The organism is Acidobacteriota bacterium (genome assembly GCA_019347945.1).
Taxonomy (GTDB): Bacteria; Acidobacteriota; Thermoanaerobaculia; order Gp7-AA8; family JAHWKK01; genus JAHWKK01.
The window spans coordinates 54,738-74,527 of the sequence record JAHWKK010000012.1 but is presented as its reverse complement, the minus strand read 5'-3'; the positions used below and the strand labels follow the sequence as shown (position 1 = coordinate 74,527).

At 61.0% G+C, this 19,790-nt stretch carries 16 protein-coding genes; 6 read left to right on the top strand and 10 right to left on the bottom strand.

Annotation, left to right across the window (positions count from 1 at the left end; genetic code table 11):
• Positions 1-10: 10 nt before the first annotated feature.
• From KY459_09625 to KY459_09590, 8 genes are all read right to left on the bottom strand, one after another.
• Positions 11-1,201: a hypothetical protein gene (locus tag KY459_09625; GenBank protein MBW3564971.1), complete on the bottom strand. Its 1,191-nt coding sequence runs from the start codon at positions 1,199-1,201 to the stop codon at positions 11-13.
• A 30-nt stretch (positions 1,202-1,231) separates the two neighbouring features.
• Positions 1,232-2,647 (bottom strand): VWA domain-containing protein, encoded by a 1,416-nt coding sequence (locus tag KY459_09620; protein ID MBW3564970.1) that lies wholly within the window; start codon positions 2,645-2,647, stop codon positions 1,232-1,234.
• 189 nt (positions 2,648-2,836) lie between these two features.
• On the bottom strand, positions 2,837-3,340 hold the full coding sequence (locus tag KY459_09615) for a lytic transglycosylase domain-containing protein (GenBank protein ID MBW3564969.1): 504 nt from the start codon (positions 3,338-3,340) through the stop codon (positions 2,837-2,839).
• A gap of 270 nt (positions 3,341-3,610) precedes the next feature.
• Positions 3,611-4,123, bottom strand: coding sequence for a CarD family transcriptional regulator (locus tag KY459_09610; GenBank protein MBW3564968.1), 513 nt, complete (start codon positions 4,121-4,123; stop codon positions 3,611-3,613).
• Between the two features lie 195 nt (positions 4,124-4,318).
• Positions 4,319-5,266, bottom strand: coding sequence for a hypothetical protein (locus KY459_09605; GenBank protein ID MBW3564967.1), 948 nt, complete (start codon positions 5,264-5,266; stop codon positions 4,319-4,321).
• 21 nt (positions 5,267-5,287) lie between these two features.
• Positions 5,288-6,457: a phosphopentomutase gene (locus KY459_09600; GenBank protein MBW3564966.1), complete on the bottom strand. Its 1,170-nt coding sequence runs from the start codon at positions 6,455-6,457 to the stop codon at positions 5,288-5,290.
• Positions 6,458-6,460: 3 nt separating this feature from the next.
• Complete coding sequence (locus KY459_09595; GenBank protein MBW3564965.1) at positions 6,461-7,768, bottom strand: thymidine phosphorylase; 1,308 nt, start codon at positions 7,766-7,768, stop codon at positions 6,461-6,463.
• Positions 7,765-8,316: a hydrolase gene (locus tag KY459_09590; protein MBW3564964.1), complete on the bottom strand. Its 552-nt coding sequence runs from the start codon at positions 8,314-8,316 to the stop codon at positions 7,765-7,767. The genes KY459_09595 and KY459_09590 overlap by 4 nt, the downstream gene beginning before the upstream one ends.
• Before the next feature lie 162 nt (positions 8,317-8,478).
• On the opposite strand from KY459_09590, the gene KY459_09585 reads away from it, so the two are divergent.
• From KY459_09585 to KY459_09570, 4 genes are all read left to right on the top strand, one after another.
• The gene (locus tag KY459_09585) at positions 8,479-10,422 is read left to right on the top strand and encodes a polysaccharide biosynthesis protein (protein MBW3564963.1); all 1,944 of its coding nucleotides are present in this window, start codon (positions 8,479-8,481) and stop codon (positions 10,420-10,422) included.
• 12 nt (positions 10,423-10,434) lie between these two features.
• A complete protein-coding gene (locus KY459_09580) occupies positions 10,435-11,331 on the top strand; it encodes a DMT family transporter (protein ID MBW3564962.1) in 897 nt (298 codons plus the stop codon).
• A gap of 161 nt (positions 11,332-11,492) precedes the next feature.
• On the top strand, positions 11,493-12,404 hold the full coding sequence (locus KY459_09575) for a lytic transglycosylase domain-containing protein (protein ID MBW3564961.1): 912 nt from the start codon (positions 11,493-11,495) through the stop codon (positions 12,402-12,404).
• Positions 12,405-12,471: 67 nt separating this feature from the next.
• Positions 12,472-12,717, top strand: a complete 246-nt coding sequence (locus KY459_09570; GenBank protein MBW3564960.1) for a hypothetical protein — start codon at positions 12,472-12,474, stop codon at positions 12,715-12,717.
• Here the strand turns inward: KY459_09570 and KY459_09565 are convergent.
• Both KY459_09565 and KY459_09560 read right to left on the bottom strand, forming a co-directional pair.
• On the bottom strand, positions 12,681-13,565 hold the full coding sequence (locus tag KY459_09565) for a glycosyltransferase family 2 protein (GenBank protein MBW3564959.1): 885 nt from the start codon (positions 13,563-13,565) through the stop codon (positions 12,681-12,683). The genes KY459_09570 and KY459_09565 overlap by 37 nt on opposite strands.
• Positions 13,562-14,326 (bottom strand): 3',5'-cyclic-nucleotide phosphodiesterase, encoded by a 765-nt coding sequence (locus KY459_09560; protein ID MBW3564958.1) that lies wholly within the window; start codon positions 14,324-14,326, stop codon positions 13,562-13,564. Before KY459_09560 ends, KY459_09565 begins: the two co-directional genes overlap by 4 nt.
• Before the next feature lie 54 nt (positions 14,327-14,380).
• Between KY459_09560 and KY459_09555 the strand changes: the two genes are divergently transcribed.
• Both KY459_09555 and KY459_09550 read left to right on the top strand, forming a co-directional pair.
• Positions 14,381-18,859, top strand: coding sequence for a DEAD/DEAH box helicase (locus KY459_09555; GenBank protein ID MBW3564957.1), 4,479 nt, complete (start codon positions 14,381-14,383; stop codon positions 18,857-18,859).
• Positions 18,852-19,664, top strand: coding sequence for an Fpg/Nei family DNA glycosylase (locus tag KY459_09550; GenBank protein MBW3564956.1), 813 nt, complete (start codon positions 18,852-18,854; stop codon positions 19,662-19,664). The genes KY459_09555 and KY459_09550 overlap by 8 nt, the downstream gene beginning before the upstream one ends.
• Positions 19,665-19,790 lie beyond the last annotated feature (126 nt).

Below are 19,790 nucleotides of genomic sequence, written 5' to 3'. Positions count from 1 at the left end.
AAATCTCCTCTCAGTAGTACCATCGGGCTCGATTCCCGCGAACGTCGACGTGAGTCATCGGCCCGTGGCCACAACATGCCGGGTAGATACCAACTCCCCCTATCAGCGAGGGATAGCGCCGTTCAATCTCATCGACGATGTCGCGAATTCGCTCGGCATCCCGGATCGTCAGCCTTCCATCTCCGGTGACGTCGTCGCTCCAGTTGTCTCCGTTGTTGTCGACGAAGACATCCGCAGCATCGCCATACATATGCCGGCTCAGGCTCGCTCTTCCTGCGGTGTTTCCCCCGCCTGCATTGTACGACGGGTGTCGAAAACCACTCATGATCCTCATTGTCTCCACTCCCACCCCCCGGCTCTCCAGGCCATCGATGACGAGCTCGAGCTTGTCGACGAGCTTCGGACTGAGAACCATGTACTTCGGCCAGACGTTCGCCTGTCCCTTGGTGAGAAAATCGCCCAGCCTGAAGTGCTCGGAGATCCTGACATTGCGATTCCGGGGGGTTACTTCGACGAAACCGGGGGGATTCGCATAGCCCGGCGTACGAGGCGTGCCTCCGTTCTCGTAAGGCCAGACACCCAGCTGATAGCCGTTGATCCTGCCGTCATCCTTCGCATCGAAAGGCACCTGTACGATCGCAACGAAGTCTTCGAGATCGGCAACCGAACGGCCTCGCACGAACTGCATCCGGTAAAGGCCAGGCACTCCCGGCGCTCTGCCGGCGGGTGTCGGGACCTCCGCACCGTCCATGCTGAGGAACCGGACCGAAAAGTCATCATCGATCACGAATCTCCCGATCTCGGCGCCGGGGAGATAGAAAGCTGCGCGCAGATCGCCGCTGTGGCCGGTGAGCGGTGCCCGGTAACGGGTCATTGCCGCGGAGAGGAACGAAAGATTCGTTTCGTCCATCCGGAACAAGCTCTGAGTGATTCTCGACGTCACCGCCGGAGCGTCGGGCTCGACCCCGGCCTCGACGGCGGCCGACAACGGCACCTCCCTGTGAGCCGCATCCTCGCCGAAGGCGGCGCCGCTTCGGATCTGCTTCTGCTGGCGCAGTTCGACCACCGAGGTCACCCAGCCAGTGAACATGATCATTGTGATCCCGAGGGCGAGAAATCGGAAGGCACGCTCGTACCGAGGACTGAGTCCCGTTGGAAACCCACGTTTTCTTCGGCTCGATCTGGTGCGATCTCGAGTCACTGGCTCCTCTCCGGCTTCACACCCCGTGCCTCAGTCCGGAAAGTAGCCCCGCGGAGCCCGCAGATCAACGCCCTCGCGGCTGGTACGAAGTTCGAGGGTGTGCCACCGGTCCGTCCCCGCGTCATCGGCGTAGAAGGAAACGAGGTACTGCTGGGAAAGCTCGTGAGCGATTGCGCGGTAGACGGAAGGCAGGTCGTCGGGCCTGCTCACAATGAACCAGCGGGCACCGCTGTCGCGAGCGATCTCTGCATATCGGTTCGCGTCGAAACGGCGGAGTCCGAAACGCATCAGCCGGGAAAGGAGGGTGTTTCTGACCACCGGGTAGATGGGTACTCCCGAGTACCGAGCGTAATGAACGACATGGTCGAGCTCGAAGTCGCCCCCCTGGTTCACGCCGTCGGTGAGGACGACCAGCGCTCGCCGCCCCGGCCTTCGTTGCAGTTCGTAAAGCATCTCGATCGTCGCGTCGTAGAGGTGTGTTTGTCCGACCGGGTGCAACTGGTCGACTGCACGTTCGATCGCGTCCAGATTCGAGGTGAAACCCGTCAGCCAGAATCGACGCTGATGAAAGGCAACCACCGCGATCTTTGCATTCCCCGTTTCCAGCGTTTTTTCCGAGAACTCGATGGCGGCCTGCTTGATCAGGGGGAGCTCCTCGAGCATGCTTTCCGATGAGTCGATCAGCAGGACGATACTCAAAGGCTCTTCGATCGCCCGCGTGACCGCAACGACGTCCTTCTCGACACCGTCATCCTTCAAACTGATCTCTTCGAGCTCCAGCCCGTGGCCCTGGAGGGACCCCAACACCGAGACCGGAATCTGCTGGAGGCTGACGTCGAGCGATTCTCCCCTCGTCTGGCCGAAGTAGAAGACGTCGCCCTCTTCCCTTCCATTCGCAAGCTGCACCGCGACTCGGGCGAACCGGGCCTCGCTGAAATGAGCGGCATCGAAGCTGGCCGTGTATGGCTCGGAGGTATCGGCTCCGATCGGTTCTTCGTCCACGAAAAACTCGACCCTCGACACCGCGAGCCCGGGAGGCTTCGTCACCGATACCCGCAACTCCACCATCCCGCTCTCGGGAAGTCTTCCCGGACCTCGTAGACGAGCACGAAATGGAGGGCGAGGATCGTTGATCACGATCTCACGGTCGGCGAGCAGAGCTCCCGAGCTGCCTCTCACCTCCGCGCGAAGCCGAAGGCGACGAAGAAATCGGCCGACATCGAGGGTAAACGTCCCCCTGCGCTCTTCGAGTCGCTGATACTCGACGTCGTTCACGAGAAGGATTACGTGAGAGAAATCCCCATCCACCTCGTACGTGAGCTCGATGATGCCGTGCTGGAGTCCTCCAGGCTCATCGAGAAATCTGATCTCAGCCGCGTAGGCGTACGAGCTTGATGCCAGGAACAGAAGGCTCAGGAAGAGATGAATGATCTTGCGATTCGCCAATTCAACCCGGATATTCATGAGATGTCGTCGCGAGGAGGTGGAAAGTGGTGTGGATGCGAGGCGCGCGCCGAGCTCGGCGACGGGGACATACTTCCGGTATGTCGAGGGAGCCGAATCGAGCGCAACGCTGTAGCCGCGCTGCGATCCGCCTCCGCAGTAGACGTCTCATGAATCATCCAGGTCGAGAGCTCAACCTCCGAGATAGCCGGAGATCTTGCGTATGTAATTTCGTGTTTCGCGAAAGGGGGGGACGCCTTCGTACTTTCTCACATTACCCTCGCCCGCGTTGTAGCCAGCGAGAACGAGATCGATCGATCCATCGAATCGATCGATGAGCCAGGAGAGGTACTGAACGCCGCCTCTGAGGTTCTGAATCGGATCATGAGGGTCGGAGACGCCGAACCTGGTGGCGGTAGCCGGCATGAGCTGCATCAGCCCGATCGCGCCTTTGTGTGAGATCACGCGCGGGTCATAGTCGCTCTCGGCTTTGATGACGGCGGAGATCAGCGCCGCATCGACGTCGTACTCCCGGGCGACGTGAATGATCCAGCCATTCCAGGCGGTGTCGAACAACGGCCCTCTGGACGGATCGAACCGATAGAGACGTTCTCCGCTGACCTGAATCTCGACCGGCTCGAGGTCTTCCACTTCGTCGTCCACGATCCGATCGACGACCGCGAGTGGCACCTCCATCACGGCTCCGAATGAGAGCAGGAGTCTGACCGAATCGTCCTCGACGACGACGTCCGTCGCCTTGATCGTCCGTCCCGAGCTGAGTGTGACCAGCTCGCCGTAGGCTCCCACCGCTCCGAGCGAAACCGCAAGCGCGCCGGAAAGGAGAATCGTCGTGTTCTTCACGGTCTATTCAAACCTCCGAGCGATCGAAATCACTCCCCGCAGGCCGCAAAAACAGAACGGGCGACCTTTCGATCGCCCGTCCTTTGTTCCAATGTCGTCAGGGTCTCAGTGTCCGGTGGAGGTACCGAGTCCTTTGTCCAGTGAACCCTCGATCAGGGTTTCGGCAGCGACGTCGTCGATTCCCTTGACGATCGCGACCTCGGAAACGACCAGATGTTTCGCCCGCTCGTACATCTTTTTCTCACGGAACGACAGAGTCTTGCGTCGCGCGATCTCGGTCAGATTTTTCAGAACGTCGGCCACGTCCTCGAGCCTTCCGCTCTTCATCTTCTCCATGTTTTCGCGGTAGCGGTCTTTCCAGTCCCGCGCCTTTCGCTTCTCGGTCAACTCGAGCTGAGTCAGAAGCGCTTTGATATCTTTCATCTTGTAGAGCTTCCGAAGACCAACCCGCTCGGTGTTCGCAACGGGGACCATCAGGCGTGAATCATTGGCGAGGAGACGAAGGTGATAAAAATCACTCTGGACTCCATCGATACTCGTTTCGCCGACGTGCTCGACGACCGTGACACCGTGTTGAGGGTAAACGACTTTCTCTCCTACCTTGAATGACAGGGACAACTGACACTCCTTTCGCGCTGAGATTTTTCCGCCCTCACACCCGGAGCCGAAGACAGGAGAGACCACGCCTCGAAATCCATTACGGGATACGGCCACGAGTCCGTCTGGCGTGGGCGTCTTCGGATCTGCCCCTCGGAAGGGGCGAGTCGCCATTTTAGCAGAAAGCTCGTCTCGTCTCAACGGAAAATTGCGCGATCATCGCCCCGCTTCCCGTCGTTCGAGCGCAAGCTCGCGCACGCCGCGCGCAAGTTCCCGTAACCGCTCGAGTGCTTCGTCCCTCTCGCCCGGACTACCCTGGAGAAGGTCCTCGATAGTCTCTAACTGCAGGTAGAGCTCTAGAAAGTCCAGATCGTCATTATTCCCGCTCGCGACCTCGGTCCCGGCAACAACCGCCATCTCGTCACCGATCAGAGATCCCAGTCGCTCCTCGAGCGTCGACGCGAGGTTCTGGACCGCCGTCAGATCCCGCCGATCGACAGCTTCCCTCAGGAGCTTCGCGTTCTGCACCGATCCGAAGTAAGGGCTGTCCGCATCGTCCACCAGATCCGCCTTGATCAGCTCGAGCTCCATATTCGCGGTCTTCCCCTCACCGCGAGCGAACACGATGACGAGCGCATCGAGCGCAACCTCGGGAAAGTCGATCCGGTGACTCTCTCCGGCTTCGATACGCCGCTCCACCAGAAACGACTCGTTTTTTTCGAGCCCCTCGGCATCCGTCCAGGAGAGCGTCACGCGCTCGACCCACACATCGGCATTTCGCGTCACCAGCATCCGCCGGGAGGGGATCGAGATCTCCAGCGCAAAGACGTTGCGCGCACGAAACTCCGATCGGTCGAACTGCCCCTCCTCCTCGGCTCGCACGCTGTACCCTTCCGACACCCGACCGGCCTCGATCGGCTCGAAGTGGGCGTATCGGTAGCTGGACTCGTCGATTCGGCCACGAAGGAGATGGATGTCTTCCTCGATGATTCTGAGCAGGATGTCCTTCGGGAGATCCCGGCGGGCTACCTCCGCGACGCGCCTCACCACCGCCGCGTCGAGCCGGACCGCCTTCAGAGCCGCCTGGTCCTCCGGAGGCACCGCCCCTGAGAGCGGCAAGGCCATCATCGCGGCCGCCACCCATCCAGCTTTTTTGATCCTCATCGACCCCATTCTCTACCCGTTTCAGGCAACTGGCAACAGACTCAGAAAGCTCTCACCGGGCAATCCATCCGAGGAGACGCCGAGATAATCGGCGACGGTGGCACCGAGATCCGCGAACGTGGAGCGGGTACCGAGCTCGGTGGCTCTTTCGATCCCTTTCCCCACGACCAGCACCGGGACGTACTCTCTCGTATGATCGGTCGATTCATCGGAAGGATCGCATCCGTGGTCGGCGGTGACGAATATCAGGACATCTTCCGGCGCCTCGTCGACCAGCTCTCCGAGCCGCTCGTCGAAGTGCTCGAGCGCGCGCGCATACCCGATCGGATCATTCCTGTGGCCATACTTGGAATCGAAATCCACGAGATTCGTGAAAACCAATCCGGCCTCGCCACGTTTCATCTGCTCCATCGTCTTGTCCATGCCATCCTCGTTCGACTCGCTCCTGATGTCGACCTCGATGCCTCTGCCATCGAAGATGTCCGAGATCTTGCCGATTCCGACCGTGCGGATTCCGCCAGCCTGCAGTCTGTCGAGATGTGTTTCGGCGGGAGGAGTGACCGAAAAATCCCGACGGTTTGCCGTCCTCCGAAATCCTCCACTCGCGTCTCGCACAAACGGTCTCGCAATCACGCGACCGATGTTGTGCTCTCCTCTCATCAGCTCTCTCGCGACCCTGCAGATGTCCCACAGTTCCTCGACCGGAATGACCTCCTCGCAGGCCGCAACCTGAAACACCGAGTCTCCCGACGTGTAAACGATTGGAGAGCCGGTGCGGATGTGTTCCTCCCCGAGTTGCTCCAGGATGACCGTCCCCGATGCTGCCACGTTTCCGATCGTGGACCGGCCGATTCTCCGCTCGAATTCGGCGATGACATCGCGAGGAAAGCCATCCGGATAGGTTCGAAACGGCTCGGACGTGATCAGACCCATCATTTCCCAATGCCCCGTGATCGTGTCCTTCCCGGCGGACTTCTCCGCCATTCTTCCCCATCCCGCGCCGCCGGACGGCGGTGATCCGCCGGGGAGTGTCGCGAGCAGACCGAATCGCTCGAGCCGGGGTATGTGCGGCCGGCCATCGCGAATGACGTGCCCCAGTGTGTTCGACCCGACGTCGCCGAACTCTCCGGCATCCGGAAGCTCTCCGACTCCCAGCGAGTCGCAAACGATGACAATGGCGCGCCGGCTCACTGATCAGGATTCTATCGCGCGGATCAGATTGCGCTCGGGCGGTCGCTCTTCGCTGATGGTCCACGCTGCGGCAAGTCTTCGGCTCACAGCGTTCACATCGACGTTCTGCGGCAGGTGCAACTCCGCCAGGACGTCGCCGCGCTCGACCTCGTCTCCGTATCGACGGTGAATCACGATACCGGCGGCATGGTCGACCGGATCCGACTGTCGTTTTCGCCCGGCTCCAATCTCGACGCCGATCAGGCCGAGCTCGAGCGGATCGATTCCGCTGACCCACCCGCTCTCGCCGGCTCGAACCTCCTCCACCCGGGCGGCGCGCTCCAGGCGGCCGGGATCATCGATGAATCGCGCGTCCCCCTCCTGGGCCTCGATCCATTTCCGCATCGAGTCGAGAGCCGCGCCGCTGCGGATCGCGTCGTCGAGCCGGGCCCGCGCCGGTTCGATACTCCACTCTCCCGACATCACCATCAACCGGGCTGCCTGCTCACGGGTGAGCTCGTAGAGGTCGTCCGGCCCCCCACCCCGCAGCGTTTCCACGCACTCGACGATCTCCAGAGCATTGCCGATCGCCCGGCCCAGAGGGACCGACATGTCGGACACAATCGCTTCCACCGCCGTCCCCGAACCCTCCGCGGCCCGAATGAGGCTTCGCGCGAGCTGCCTCGACTCCTCCAGATCTCTCATGAAGGCACCTCGACCGAACTTCACGTCGAGCAGAAGCGCCGACGCTCCCATCGCGAGCTTTTTCGACATGATCGATGCCGTGATGAGCGGGATCGATCGAACGGTTCCCGTCACGTCTCTCAGCGCATACATTCTCCGGTCGGCAGGCGCGATCGCCGCGGTCGAGGTGGCGATCGCACATCCGGCCGCCTCCACGCACGCGATGATCTCGGCTCGGTCCAGTCCCGCCCTGAAACCCGGGATCGACTCGAGCTTGTCGAGAGTTCCGCCCGTATGACCAAGACCGCGCCCCGACAACATCGCGACCTTCACCCCACAGCTGGCAAGCCACGGAGCCAGAATGATCGAAACCTTGTCTCCTACCCCGCCGGTCGAATGCTTGTCCGCCAGGAAATCGAATTCATCCCGGAGATTCCATGATTCCCCCGAGGCGATCATCGATTGCGTCAACCCCATCGCCTCCTCGGGTTTCATTCCGTGGATCGCCGTCGCCATGAGAAACGCCGCCATCTGCTCGTCGCCGATCTCCGCTGCCATCCACGCCTCCAGGAACGCCTCCAGTTCCTCGAGCGACCACGAGTCTCCCTCCCTGCGGCGGTCGAGTAGCTCGTACGGAGAGAACTTCATTTCACCAGCCGCGAAATCATTCGAAACTCGTCGGTCCCTGCCGACCGCGTCAGCTCGAACAGCGCCATTTCGGTCGATGTCAGTTTCGCTCCCTCGCTCGATAGACGATCGATTGCCACCTGGCGATTCCGGGGATCTCGTGACGAGGTCGCATCGGTGACGAGATGAACCGAGAGTCCGGCGTCGAGAAGGTCGAGCCCCGTCTGGTAGACACACACGTGTGCTTCGATTCCACAGAGAAGGATCTGGTCCGCCAAACCGAGCGCGGCGCGAAACTCTTCACAATCCTGGCAGGAAAAGGTCATCTTCTGTATAGGGTCGAACTCTGCGCCCTGTTTCACCGCGTCGGCGACTCCGGCCACCGTTGAGCCGATCCCCTGCGGGTACTGTTCGGTCGCCACGATCGGAACTCCCAGCGCCCTGGCACCCCGAGCCATCCGCTCGATATTCAGCTGAACCGCCGGCATCTCGTGAATGTGGCGCGCGAGCTTCTCCTGGACGTCAATCACGACCAGGGCCGCACGCGCTCGATCGAGTCTCCGCGACATCACGAATCATCATATCCGGTGCGCGGTCCACGCTACCGCTGTCCTGCCCTGGTGAGCATCATCGCGGACCGGTCGAAGCGGAACTGCCGATCGGCCTGGACCATGACAGCCCTTCACGGCGTATAATCCTATTTTTACGAGAGTCAGGGGTTGGACAGAACCGTGCGAAATTCCATCGAAAAGCTCGTCGAACAACTCGCCCCGGCGCGCGTTCTGATTCTGATTGCCTTTCATGCCCTGGTTTTCTGGGGCAGCTATGTCTTCGCCGCTCTGGTTCGCTTCGAATTCGAAATGCCTCCCGACCAGCTGGCCTCCCTCGAAACCAGCCTTCCGCTTGTCGTCGGAGTTCAGCTCGTCGTCGGATTCCTCTTCGGCTTCTATCGCGGTTGGTGGCGTTACGTCGGCATCACGGACGTCGTTCGTCTCGTTGCAGGGCTTTCCACCGCCCAGGCCGTCATCTTCGCGCTCTGGTTCGTCGGGCCCGGGCTCGGATGGACCGCCAGACTCGAGGGAACATCCCGCGGCGTGCTTCTGATCGACTGGGCATTCGCCCTTCTCATTCTGTTCGGCGCGAGAATTTCGGTTCGCCTTTTCAGAGACCGTACCCGTCTCGGCGTTCTGCCGGCCGATGTCCGCAATGTTCTGATTGTGGGCGCCGGAGACGCAGGGGAGGCGCTCCTGAGGGAAATCCAGCATCGCCCCCAACTCGGCATGAAAGTCGTCGGCTTTCTCGACGACCAGAGGGCCAAATGGGGCTCTCTGATCCGCGGAGTTCCCGTCATCGGGCCGATCGAGAAGGCTGCGGAATGCGCGGATGATCTCGATGTCGTCGAAGCGCTCCTCGCGATCCCCTCGGCGTCGGGTAAGCGATTGCGCGAAATCGTACGAACGCTCGACGACGCCGATCTCGAATTCAAGACGATCCCGGGAGTCGACCAGCTCGTCAGTGGCAGAGTACACGTCTCGCAGCTGCGGCCGGTCAATATCGAGGATTTGATTCGGAGGGATCGGATCGAGTTGCCGGGAGATCCGGTGCGGCGGCTGTTCGCCGGAAAGAACGTCCTCGTCACGGGCGCCGGCGGAAGTATCGGCAGCGAGCTCGCGAATCAGATTCTCGATTATTCGCCGTCCCACGTCGCTCTTCTCGAACGAAGCGAATTCGCCCTCTACGAGGTCGACAAGCGAATCAGGAATGAAAAGCCGTGGTTGATTCCGATCACCAGCAGGCACCTTTGCGACATCAACGATGAGGAGTCAGTCCGCCCGATCCTCGAGCGAATCAAACCCGACATCGTTCTCCATGCCGCAGCTCACAAGCACGTCCCGCTCGGAGAAGAGAATCCAGCCGAGTATGTTCGCAACAACACCATCGCCACGCGCCGCCTGGCCGAGCTCGCCTGCGGCTATCAGGTCGAACGTTTCGTCTTCATATCGACCGACAAGGCCATCAATCCCAGCAGCGTCATGGGCGCAACCAAACGTGCCGGCGAAATTGCTCTTCTCGACTATGCCGAACGTTCCGCGATGAGCGTGACCATCGTGCGATTTGGAAACGTTCTCGGATCTTCGGGCAGCGTGGTTCCTCTCTTCATGGAGCAAATCGCTGCGGGGGGGCCGGTCACGATCACGCATCCGGAGGTCACCCGATACTTTCTGCGCAAGAGCGAGGCGATCTCGCTCGTTCTTCAGGCTGCCGCTCTTGGAGGCGATCGCTCGATGATGATGCTCGACATGGGCGAGCCGATCGTCATCGCCGATCTCGCCCGCGATCTCATACGGCTCACCGCTCACGACGATGATGCGATCGAGATCAAGTTCACCGGACTGCGCCCGGGCGAGAAACTCTTCGAGGAAATTCGCCTGGACTCCGAAACTTCGATTCCCACCGAGCATCCCCAGATCGTCCTCACCCGGGCGCCGCAACCCGACCGCGAACAGGTCGCCGAGATCCTCAAGCGCCTGGAGATATCCCTTGTCAGCAATCTCGAGGAGCCCGTCAGTATCCTGCGCGATCTCATCCCCGAATTCAGCCCGCCTGCTTCTGTCGCTTCTCCGAACCCTCAGTCGTCCGCATCGCTGGTTCCCGCGCCGGTCAGCAGTCACTGATCGGACCCGGAGATGCTTCTCAAGCCGCGCTCACTCGACGCGGGTCTTCTCGCAATCGCGCTTCTCGCCGTCTCTTTCAGCGCCATCTTCATCCGTCTCTGTGAGTCGAGCCCCGGAAAGATCGCCTGGTACCGACTGCTCGGAGCCGGCTTTGTCTTTCTTTTGTGGGAAATCCTCACGAGGAAACGACTCCAAATCTGCCTCTACGATCTGAGGATTGCGCTGCTCGCCGGACTCTTCCTTGCGCTCCACTTCTACCTCTGGATCTCTTCCCTGTTTCTCACGACGATCCACTCGTCGGTCGTCCTGCTTGCGACCCAGCCTCTCTTCGCACTGCTCATCCAGCTTGCCCTCGGCACCGCTGCGGTGTCAGGCCGCAACGTCGTCTCACTCGGCGGAGGCTTGTTCGGCGCGTTCATTCTGGCCCGCGGCGATTTTCTCGCTGCAGGCTCGGCCGGTGTCGGCGATCTGTACGCCATCGCCAGCGCGGCGATGGCCGCAGCCTACCTGGTCACCGGCTCGTCCAGAACCGGCCGTCTGATTCCTTACCTCACCGTCGTCTATCTGTCCGGCGGCAGCCTTCTGCTCGTCACTACGCTCATCGGTGGCGCTGGCTTCCTCCCCGCGACCTCGTCGGACTTCCTCTGGTTCGCCCTCCTCATCGCCATTCCGACGCTCATCGGTCACACCCTGCTCAACCGCTCCACAAGGGTCTTCCCCGCCTACTTCGTGAACCTCTCCATCCTCTCGGAACCCGTTCTCACCGGACTCTGGGCCTGGCTTGTTTTCGCCGAGCCGCTGTCGGCGCACACCCTACTGGGAGGCGCCGTCATCATCGTTTCTGTGGCGGTTGAATTCGTTCCGAAGGCCCCGGGCGCGATGAGACCGCCCGGATCCGAAGCCGAATGACGGACCCGGTGAGGGGTCGATTGGGACCACTCGATGTCACCATGCATCCCGAGATACCGACGAAAAGTGTCGATCAGGCGATCCTGGTTGCCAGAATTTACTGCCTCGCAAACGGTAATATTGATCAGCCTATCTCACTGAATGACTATTAGTCGGTTAAAATGTACAGTCCTGACGAGGATGCCCCAGGAATACTATGTAAAGTTATTTGGTACGTGGAATCACGATTGCAAGTTATTGTGACCGTGAGGATGCCAAATATGAATGAAGCCAGAAAGTTCAAACATCGCGTGATCGATTCACCAGCGCGATCGACCACGCGTGAACATACTCGCCGCGCTCGAGCGTCCCGCAGGGGACGTCTGAAGAAACGATACTCCACGCTCCTGCTCGGAGCATCGCTCATCGCCGGTGGTATCGGGATTCCGATGAAGGCTGCACGGGATGCGGCTCAATCTCCCGCGGATACGACGCGAGCGACGGTCCGTTCACTGAGCGCGGTCGCTGCAGGCGTCGAAATGGCGGCCGGTGACCTCGGCAATGCCATCAACCCCGCTGAGGCCGCCGAACAGATCGCGACGCTCACCGAGAAAGCGCGCGAAGATTACTTCCGGAATCAGGTTCCCTTCGGATCTCTGATCTGGGAGGAAGCACAGAAGAACGAGATCGATCCGGAGCTGGTTGCCGCAGTCATGCAACAGGAGTCCCGATTCAAGCCACGGGCGAGATCACCCGTCGGCGCAATGGGGCTGATGCAGCTGATGCCTCGTACCGGTAAATGGATGGGTGCGACGAATCTCTATGACCCGACTGACAACGTTCGCGCCGGGACCAAGTATCTGCGCTACCTCGAAGGCAGGTTCGATGGTGATCAGACGAAAATCATCGCCGCTTACAACGGTGGCGAGGGCAACGTGAAAAAGTACGGTGGAGTCCCGCCGTTCAGCGAGACCCGGCAGTACGTCAAAAAGGTCACGAAATACCGGGCCGACTACGAGAACAAGGTTGCGGAGGCTGCCGCGGACTACATCGCTCAGCAGAACCCGCTGCTTGCGGAGATGGCGGCGCGGTAAGCGCAGGCCAACAGATACGAGTATCGCCTATCGCGGCAGGTAACCCTGCCGCGATAGAATTTTCAGGATGGTGGGGATTCGGCTCGTAGTCGGTCTGGTCGCGATGGGGATCGCCACGCCCCTGCTCATTGCCTTTCTGCTCGGCCTCCGGACGCCGGGTGAAATCATCACGGTCGCCGTCTGTAGCTTTTCGGCCTGGGCGGTTGCAGACCTCGTGGCAACGATCCTCTCCCGGAAGAAGGTCGCACGAGGATCCGGGCGTCGGATGATCGAGACCTACATTTCGGGCTCGGGAGAGCCCCCTGACGACTGAGCACCCCTTTCCCACGGCAGTTCCCACCGCTCATCCTCATCATCAAAGGCTGGCAGACGTGGATCCTCTCCCCGGTCGCTCATCTCGAAGTACTCCCATGCCTTTGCGTACTTCAGAAACGTGTAGTAGCCATGGAACCACGACAGGATGAACCCCCGCCATCCGTCGAGGAAGCCACCCATCAGAACGAGATCACGGGAGAACCTCCAGGCGGGTCGTAGAACGAGCTCTGCGAACCCGGGTCTCTTCCCATCGCGAAAGAGCTGCGCGCCGCCCCAGATACCGTACCGCTTCATCTTTTCCGAGAGATGGTCGAGAGAGCGGACGTAATAGTGAAGAAAAGGGGCATCGAGCCGGCCCACCGGGCCGTTGACGATCATGTCCGCATGAACCCGTCGGTTGGGATATCGAGCATGATCACGGTGAAACAGCCGCGTCACCCGATCATGCTGTAAACCGGAGTAGCGAACCCACTCTCCCAGCATGAAGTTTTTCCTGGGGATCGACCACGCGTGGAGGTCGGTCGTCGAGTTCAGGGCGTCGCGGATCTCGGTCTGCAACTCCGGGGTGACCCTTTCGTCGGCATCGACCACGAGGACCCATTCGTTGTTCACCCGCTCGATCCCGTAATTTTTCTGTGCCGCAGATCCCCGTGCCTCTCGTTGCTCGAGCCGGACTTCCGGGAACTCATTTCGGACAATCTCCGCCGTACCATCGGTGGAGTGCGCATCGAGCAGGTAAATCTCTGATGCGAAGGCGACCGACCGGAGACAGTCGCGAATCTGATCGGCCTCATTGAACGTGTGGATCAGAACCGACAGCTCCAGCCGTTGATCGGAGCCGGTCAAAATGTGTACTGCTTTTCGACGAGTATCCGTGCGCGACGGTCTCTGATATTCCGAATCTCTGACTCGATCTTCATCTCGTACGGAAGCTTCCTGTGACTTGCGTACACCGGAGCATCATTTTTGATCTTCGTGAGCTCTCGCTCGAGCAGCGCCGGGGTCAGGTGGCCACTGTCCTTCGACATCTGCTCGTAATCGTTCGGGAAAGATGCCTCTGTGACGATTGCGACCACGCTATTGCTGCGCGCCGCCCGCTGCCAGATCGCTTTGGTCGGTCCCGTATCGCCGGTGAAGACGATTGCCTGGGAATCGATCTGGACGATGGCTCCTGCCGCGGGGACCGTGTGATCCACCGGAACCACGGTGAAGGAGACGCCGCCGACGGTGGCCTTCTTCCCCGATTTAAGCGGGCGGTAATTCACACAAACCTTGCCGGTCACGGGGGAGGGAAATTCCGTGAAGTTCGGCCACGTCCGACCGTTGAAGTAAAGCGCCTCGAGCTCAGCCATCACCTCCTCCGCGGCCAGCACAGTCAGCGGTGGAGCATCCTGATGAAACCGGTTGAGGATCAGGTGGGGGAGGTCCCTCGTGTGATCGGCGTGTGCATGGGTGATGTAGACCATCTCGATCTTGGACTGCTGGGCCAGAGTCAGCCTCGAAGAGATCGTTCCCGCATCGACGGCAACCCGATCATCGACCAGATACCCGGTCAGATTGTGGGTTGCATCCGTGGTGCCGTATGCTCCGAGTACTTTAAGCCGCATTGTCGAGGTGATCCTGCCCGATCGTGGCCCCTATTCTTGCAATGAGTCGCGTCGATGTCCAGCGATTCCACGAGAGCCCAGCCGATGTCTCCGAATGCCGAACAAGCGATCCCGGATCAGGTGCTCGATGGTTTCCATGTCGCAGTCGCCAGCTGGTTCCGGGACGTTTTCTCTGCGCCCACCATGGCGCAATCCACCGCCTGGCCGGCAATACTGAGAGGCGAATCGACGCTCGTCTGCGCCCCGACCGGAAGCGGTAAAACCCTCACCGCTTTCCTCGCTTCGATCGACCGGCTGATGTTCGCACCCCACCGTGGCATCTGCAGGGTTCTCTACATCTCCCCATTGAAAGCTCTCGCCGTCGACGTCGAACGAAACCTCAGAGCTCCGGTGGTCGGTATTCGAAACGCCGCCATCAATATGGGTCTCGATGTCGAGCCGCCCACTTTTTTCATTCGAACCGGCGACACCAGCTCGAGCGAACGCCGATCATTCTCCCGGACCCCATCGGAGATTCTCATCACCACTCCCGAGTCGCTCTTTCTCATGCTCACCTCCCGGGCGCGTGCAGCGCTCGAGAACGTCGAAACCGTCATCATCGACGAAATTCACGCGGTTGTCGGAACGAAACGGGGAGCCCATCTCGCGCTCTCTCTGGAGCGGCTCGAATCGCTCGCGGGAAGAACACTTCAGCGTATCGGCCTGTCCGCCACTCAAAGACCCCTCGAAGAGGTCGCACGTTTTCTCGGCGGAGGCACACGGGAGGGCGACGTCTGGACCCCCCGGCCGGTCACCATCATTCACACCAGGGAACAGAAGAAGCTCGACCTTCTGGTCGAGGTGCCCGTCGAGGACATGGCTCGGCTCGGTGAGCCCGTCGACATCCCGAGCGGTGCCGCTGCCCAACCTGAAACCCGGCATTCGATCTGGCCCTCGATTCACCCGCGCCTTCTCGAGCTCATCCGCAGCCACCGTTCGACATTGATTTTCGTCAACTCGCGCCGGCTGGCCGAACGGCTCGCTGGCGCGTTGAACGAGCTCGGCGAGACCACGCTGGCGTACGCCCATCACGGATCGATGTCGAGGGCCCGACGAACCGAGATCGAAGACATGCTCAAGACCGGAAAGCTTCCGGCACTCGTCGCCACTTCGTCTCTCGAGCTCGGAATCGACATGGGAGCGATCGATCTCGTCATCCAGATCGAATCGCCCGCCACGATTGCCAGCGCACTCCAGCGGATCGGCCGGGCCGGTCATCAGGTCGGGGCGCGGAGCCGCGGAATCATCTTCCCGAAGTATCGAGGCGACCTCGTGGCATGTGCGGCGATCACGTCGGCGATGAAACGAGGCCAGGTCGAACCGGTCCGCTTTCCTCGAAACCCGCTCGACGTTCTCGCCCAGCAGATCGTCGCGACCATCGCGATGGACGAGATGACCTCGGCAGAGCTTTATACCCTCGTCACCCGCGCCGCGTCGTACGCAGAGCTGAGCCGCGGAGCCTTCGACGGCATCCTCGACGTCATGACCGGTGTTTACCCGTCCGACGACTTTGCCGAATTGCGCCCGCGTCTCACCTGGAATCGCGTGACCGACCTCCTGGCGCCTCGTCGAGGTGCGGCAAGGGTTGCCATTGCGAATGCCGGGACCATCCCCGACCGCGGCCTCTATGGCGTTTTTCTTCCCGGTGCCGACGGAAAGACCACCCGCGTCGGAGAGCTCGACGAGGAAATGGTCTTCGAATCACGCGAAGGCGAAACGTTCGTGCTCGGTGCATCGACCTGGAGAATCGAGGAAATCACCTTCGATCGAATCATCGTCTCCCCCGCACCGGGTGAGCCAGGAAAGATGCCGTTCTGGAAAGGGGAAAGTGCGGGCCGGAGCGCCGAGCTCGGCAGAGAGATCGGCCAGCTTCTCAGACAAATCGTTCAGTCGAGCCGGGAAGACGCCAAGAGCCAATTGAGACGAGATCACGATCTCGATGAGTTGGCAGCCGAAAATCTGGTTCAGTACATCGATGACCAGCGAAACGAAGCGGAAATCCCGACAGACAGGACAATCGTCATCGAACGCTACCGCGACGAGCTCGGAGACTGGCGAATCTGCGTCCTCTCGCCATTCGGGGGCCGGGTTCACGCTCCATGGGCGATTGCGGTCGTCGGCACGATCCAGGATCGGATGGGACTCGAGGTCGAATCGATGTGGACCGATGACGGTTTCGTCATCCGCATCCCTGACATCGAGGAATCTCCCGATCCGGAGCTCTTCCTTCCCGACCCCGACGAACTTCGCGATCTCATCGTTCGGCACCTGGCAAATACGGCGCTCTTTGCCGCGAGGTTCCGCGAGAACGCCGCCAGGGCTCTTCTGCTGCCGAGAAAACGACCCGGGGTCAGAACCCCCCTCTGGCAACAACGCAAGCGCGCATCGGATCTGCTCCGCGCAGCATCCGACTTCCACTCATTTCCGCTCATCCTCGAGACCTACCGCGAATGCCTCACAGACGTCTTCGATCTGGGGTCGCTCAGCGAGATCCTTCGAGAGATCCGCTCCCGGGCCATCTCGGTTTCGGTCGTCGATACGACCAGGCCCAGCCCGTTCGCCGGTGCCATCCTGTTCCGCTACGTAGCGAATTTCATCTACGACGGAGACGCCCCTCTCGCCGAAAGACGCGCTCAGGCGCTCTCGATCGACCCCGCTCAACTCCGCGAGCTCATCGGAGAGGTCGAGCTCCGCGAGCTTCTCGACCCGAACGTCCTCTCCGAGCTCGAGCATCAGCTTCAGTTTCTCGCACCGCAGGCCGCAGCCGCATCACAGGACGATCTCCACGATCTCTTGCTTCGCCTGGGCGATCTTTCGCGCCCAGAGCTCGAACAGAGAATCGCCGGCGCTTCCTGGTCGGGTTTTCTCGACCCGTTGTTGAAACAGCAGCGCGTCATCCCTGTCCGGATTCGAGGCGAAGAACGGCTGATTCCCGCAGAGTACGCGAGTCGTTATCGCGATGCACTCGGGATTCCTCTTCCCTCAGGCCTGCCGGACCGGATGCTCGAATCAGATCGCGATCCCCTGGCCGATCTCGTGATGCGCTACGCCCGCACTCACGGGCCATTCGAGCTACGAGCCCTCAAAACGAGATACGGATTCACTCGGGGAGCGATCGAGCCTCTCCTCGAAAACCTCGCACGAAAAGGACGTCTGGTCGAGGGAGAGCTGAGCCCCTTCGGGCTCGAGCGCGAGTGGTGCGATGCCGATGTCATGAAGACGATCCGCAGGCGGTCCCTCGCAAAGCTGCGCTCGGAAGTCGAACCGGCCGAGCAGGAGGTTTTCGTCCGTTTTCTTCAGGACTGGCAGGGGATCGCCCGCCCTTCGGGAGGCCTCGATGCACTCCTCGATGCCGTCGAGAAGCTCGAGGGCTTTCCCCTCCCCGTTTCGATCCTCGAAACCGAGATCTTCCCGGCACGAGTAGCCGACTTCAGGTCCTCGGAGCTCGACACGCTCGCGGCGGCAGGCGAGATCACCTGGGTCGGGCTCGAGCCACTCGGCCACAACGACGGGCGGGTCGCGCTCTTTCTAACTGATCACCTCCCTGTTTTTTCTCCCCGACCCGAAGCCGAGCTCCCGGCGGACGAAAGTGCCGTGGTCGACATCCTCAGCGAGAACGGCCCATCCTTTTTCGCCGATATTCACGCGAGGGCGGGCCACGGCTACCCGGGGGAGCTGCTCGAGATTCTCTGGCGGCTGGTCTGGAAGAGCGTCGTACGGAACGACTCGTTCCATCCTCTCAGGAGTCTGCTCGGTTCCGGTCGCGAACGTCGCCGCTCGAGATCGACGTCCTTCCGCTCCCGTCGTCAGGGTCTGCGGGGAAGTGAAGGACGCTGGTCCCTGGTTCCGCCGCCGTCGGCAACCGCCGAGGAACGCTCGCTTGCCCGGGCCACCCAGCTTCTTCAGCGCTATGGAATCGTGACGCGTGATACCGCCGCCTTCGAGCTGGAGGGGGGTTTCTCCGGCATCTACCCGACTTTCCGTTCGCTCGAGGAAGCGGGCCGGCTGCGACGAGGATTGTTCGTCGACGGCCTCGGCGGTTCCCAGTTCGCTCAGCCCGGGGCCATCGAGCGGCTTCGAAGCTTCCGCGGCGCGACCGAAAGATCAAAGCAAACGTCGGTCATTTCATCGACCGATCCGGCCAACCCGTTCGGCTCTGCCCTCCGCTGGCCCGATACCTCCGATTCTCGCAGGCCCTCCCGCTCCGTAGGCACCAGGGTCGTGATCATTGACGGACATCTCGCGGCATGGATCGCAAGAGGAAGTCGCCACATCATCACCTGGCTTCCCGATCAGGAGCCGGAACAGACCCGCATTGGCTCCCGTCTCGCTGAGGCGCTCGAGCCCGAAAACCGCTCCCGCAGGGCCGCTTTCATCGAGACCATTGATGGCACAGCGCCCGCCGAACACCCTTTCGGAGAAAGACTCGTCCATGATTTCGGCTGGACCTCGACCTCGCTCGGGATTCAGAAACGACATTCCGGCCGTGCCTGAAGGAGACACCATCCACCGGGCGGCGAAGACCCTCGCGCGAGCGCTCTCGGGTCAGCGCGTCCTCCGAATCGACTCGGTCTATCCCGCCCTGACGCGACTCGAGGAGTCAGAAACGCCAATCCGCGGACGGACCATCGCCGACGTGTTTTCCCGTGGCAAACACCTGATCATCCGATTCAGCGGCGACCTCTGCCTCAGGACACACATGCGGATGTCCGGAAGCTGGCACATCTACCGGCGCGGCGAGAAATGGCGCCGCAGCCGGTCCAGCGCCAGAATCGTTCTCGAGACCGACGAGTGGACCGCGATCGGCTTTTCGGTTCCCGATGCGGCCCTGGTGGCGTGCGAGCAGATCGAGTCCTCCACCGTCCGCTCCTCCGTCGACCTTCTCTCGGAGGAGTTTGACGAAGATGCTGCCCTGGCACAGATGGCAGCTTTACCTGGCCGGGAAATCGGTGAGGTACTTCTCGATCAGAGGATCGCCGGCGGTGTCGGTAACGTTTTCAAATCCGAGATCATGTTTCTCGCAGGAGTCGATCCCTTCCTCCCTGTGCAGCTCATATCGACAGGCAAGCGCCGAGAGCTTCTCCGCATCGCGCGTCGCCTCCTTCTGGCCAACGTCTCGCCGGCTGCGTCGGGCATTCGTACGACCCGCACGGCGCTCGACCCGAGGGCGAGCCTCTGGGTTTACAAACGCAAGGACAAGCCCTGCCGGCGATGCGGAACGGCGGTCAGGATGGCCAGGCAGGGAAGCTCGTCCCGCTCGACCTACTGGTGTCCCGAATGCCAGATGCGTCCTGATTGATATGAATCTTTATCGTGAATATTTACGAGTTTAAGCCGCGTCGGATCAATCGATTAGGAAGTGATCAAGCCATTTCGGGGGATTCTTACCGCCCTCACGAGTTAAAATACGTTGACTCAACGCTTT

Excerpts from the sequence above, each read along its gene's own strand:
- KY459_09615 (MBW3564969.1), bottom strand. The coding sequence starts at position 3,340 with ATGGAGGTGCCACTCGCGGTCGTCGATCGGATCGTGGACGACGAAGTG.
- KY459_09605 (MBW3564967.1), bottom strand. The coding sequence starts at position 5,266 with ATGAGGATCAAAAAAGCTGGATGGGTGGCGGCCGCGATGATGGCCTTG.
- KY459_09595 (MBW3564965.1), bottom strand. The coding sequence starts at position 7,768 with ATGAAGTTCTCTCCGTACGAGCTACTCGACCGCCGCAGGGAGGGAGAC.
- KY459_09590 (MBW3564964.1), bottom strand. The coding sequence starts at position 8,316 with ATGTCGCGGAGACTCGATCGAGCGCGTGCGGCCCTGGTCGTGATTGAC.
- KY459_09580 (MBW3564962.1), top strand. The coding sequence starts at position 10,435 with ATGCTTCTCAAGCCGCGCTCACTCGACGCGGGTCTTCTCGCAATCGCG.
- KY459_09575 (MBW3564961.1), top strand. The coding sequence starts at position 11,493 with ATGTACAGTCCTGACGAGGATGCCCCAGGAATACTATGTAAAGTTATT.
- KY459_09570 (MBW3564960.1), top strand. The coding sequence starts at position 12,472 with ATGGTGGGGATTCGGCTCGTAGTCGGTCTGGTCGCGATGGGGATCGCC.
- KY459_09560 (MBW3564958.1), bottom strand. The coding sequence starts at position 14,326 with ATGCGGCTTAAAGTACTCGGAGCATACGGCACCACGGATGCAACCCAC.
- KY459_09555 (MBW3564957.1), top strand. The coding sequence starts at position 14,381 with ATGTCCAGCGATTCCACGAGAGCCCAGCCGATGTCTCCGAATGCCGAA.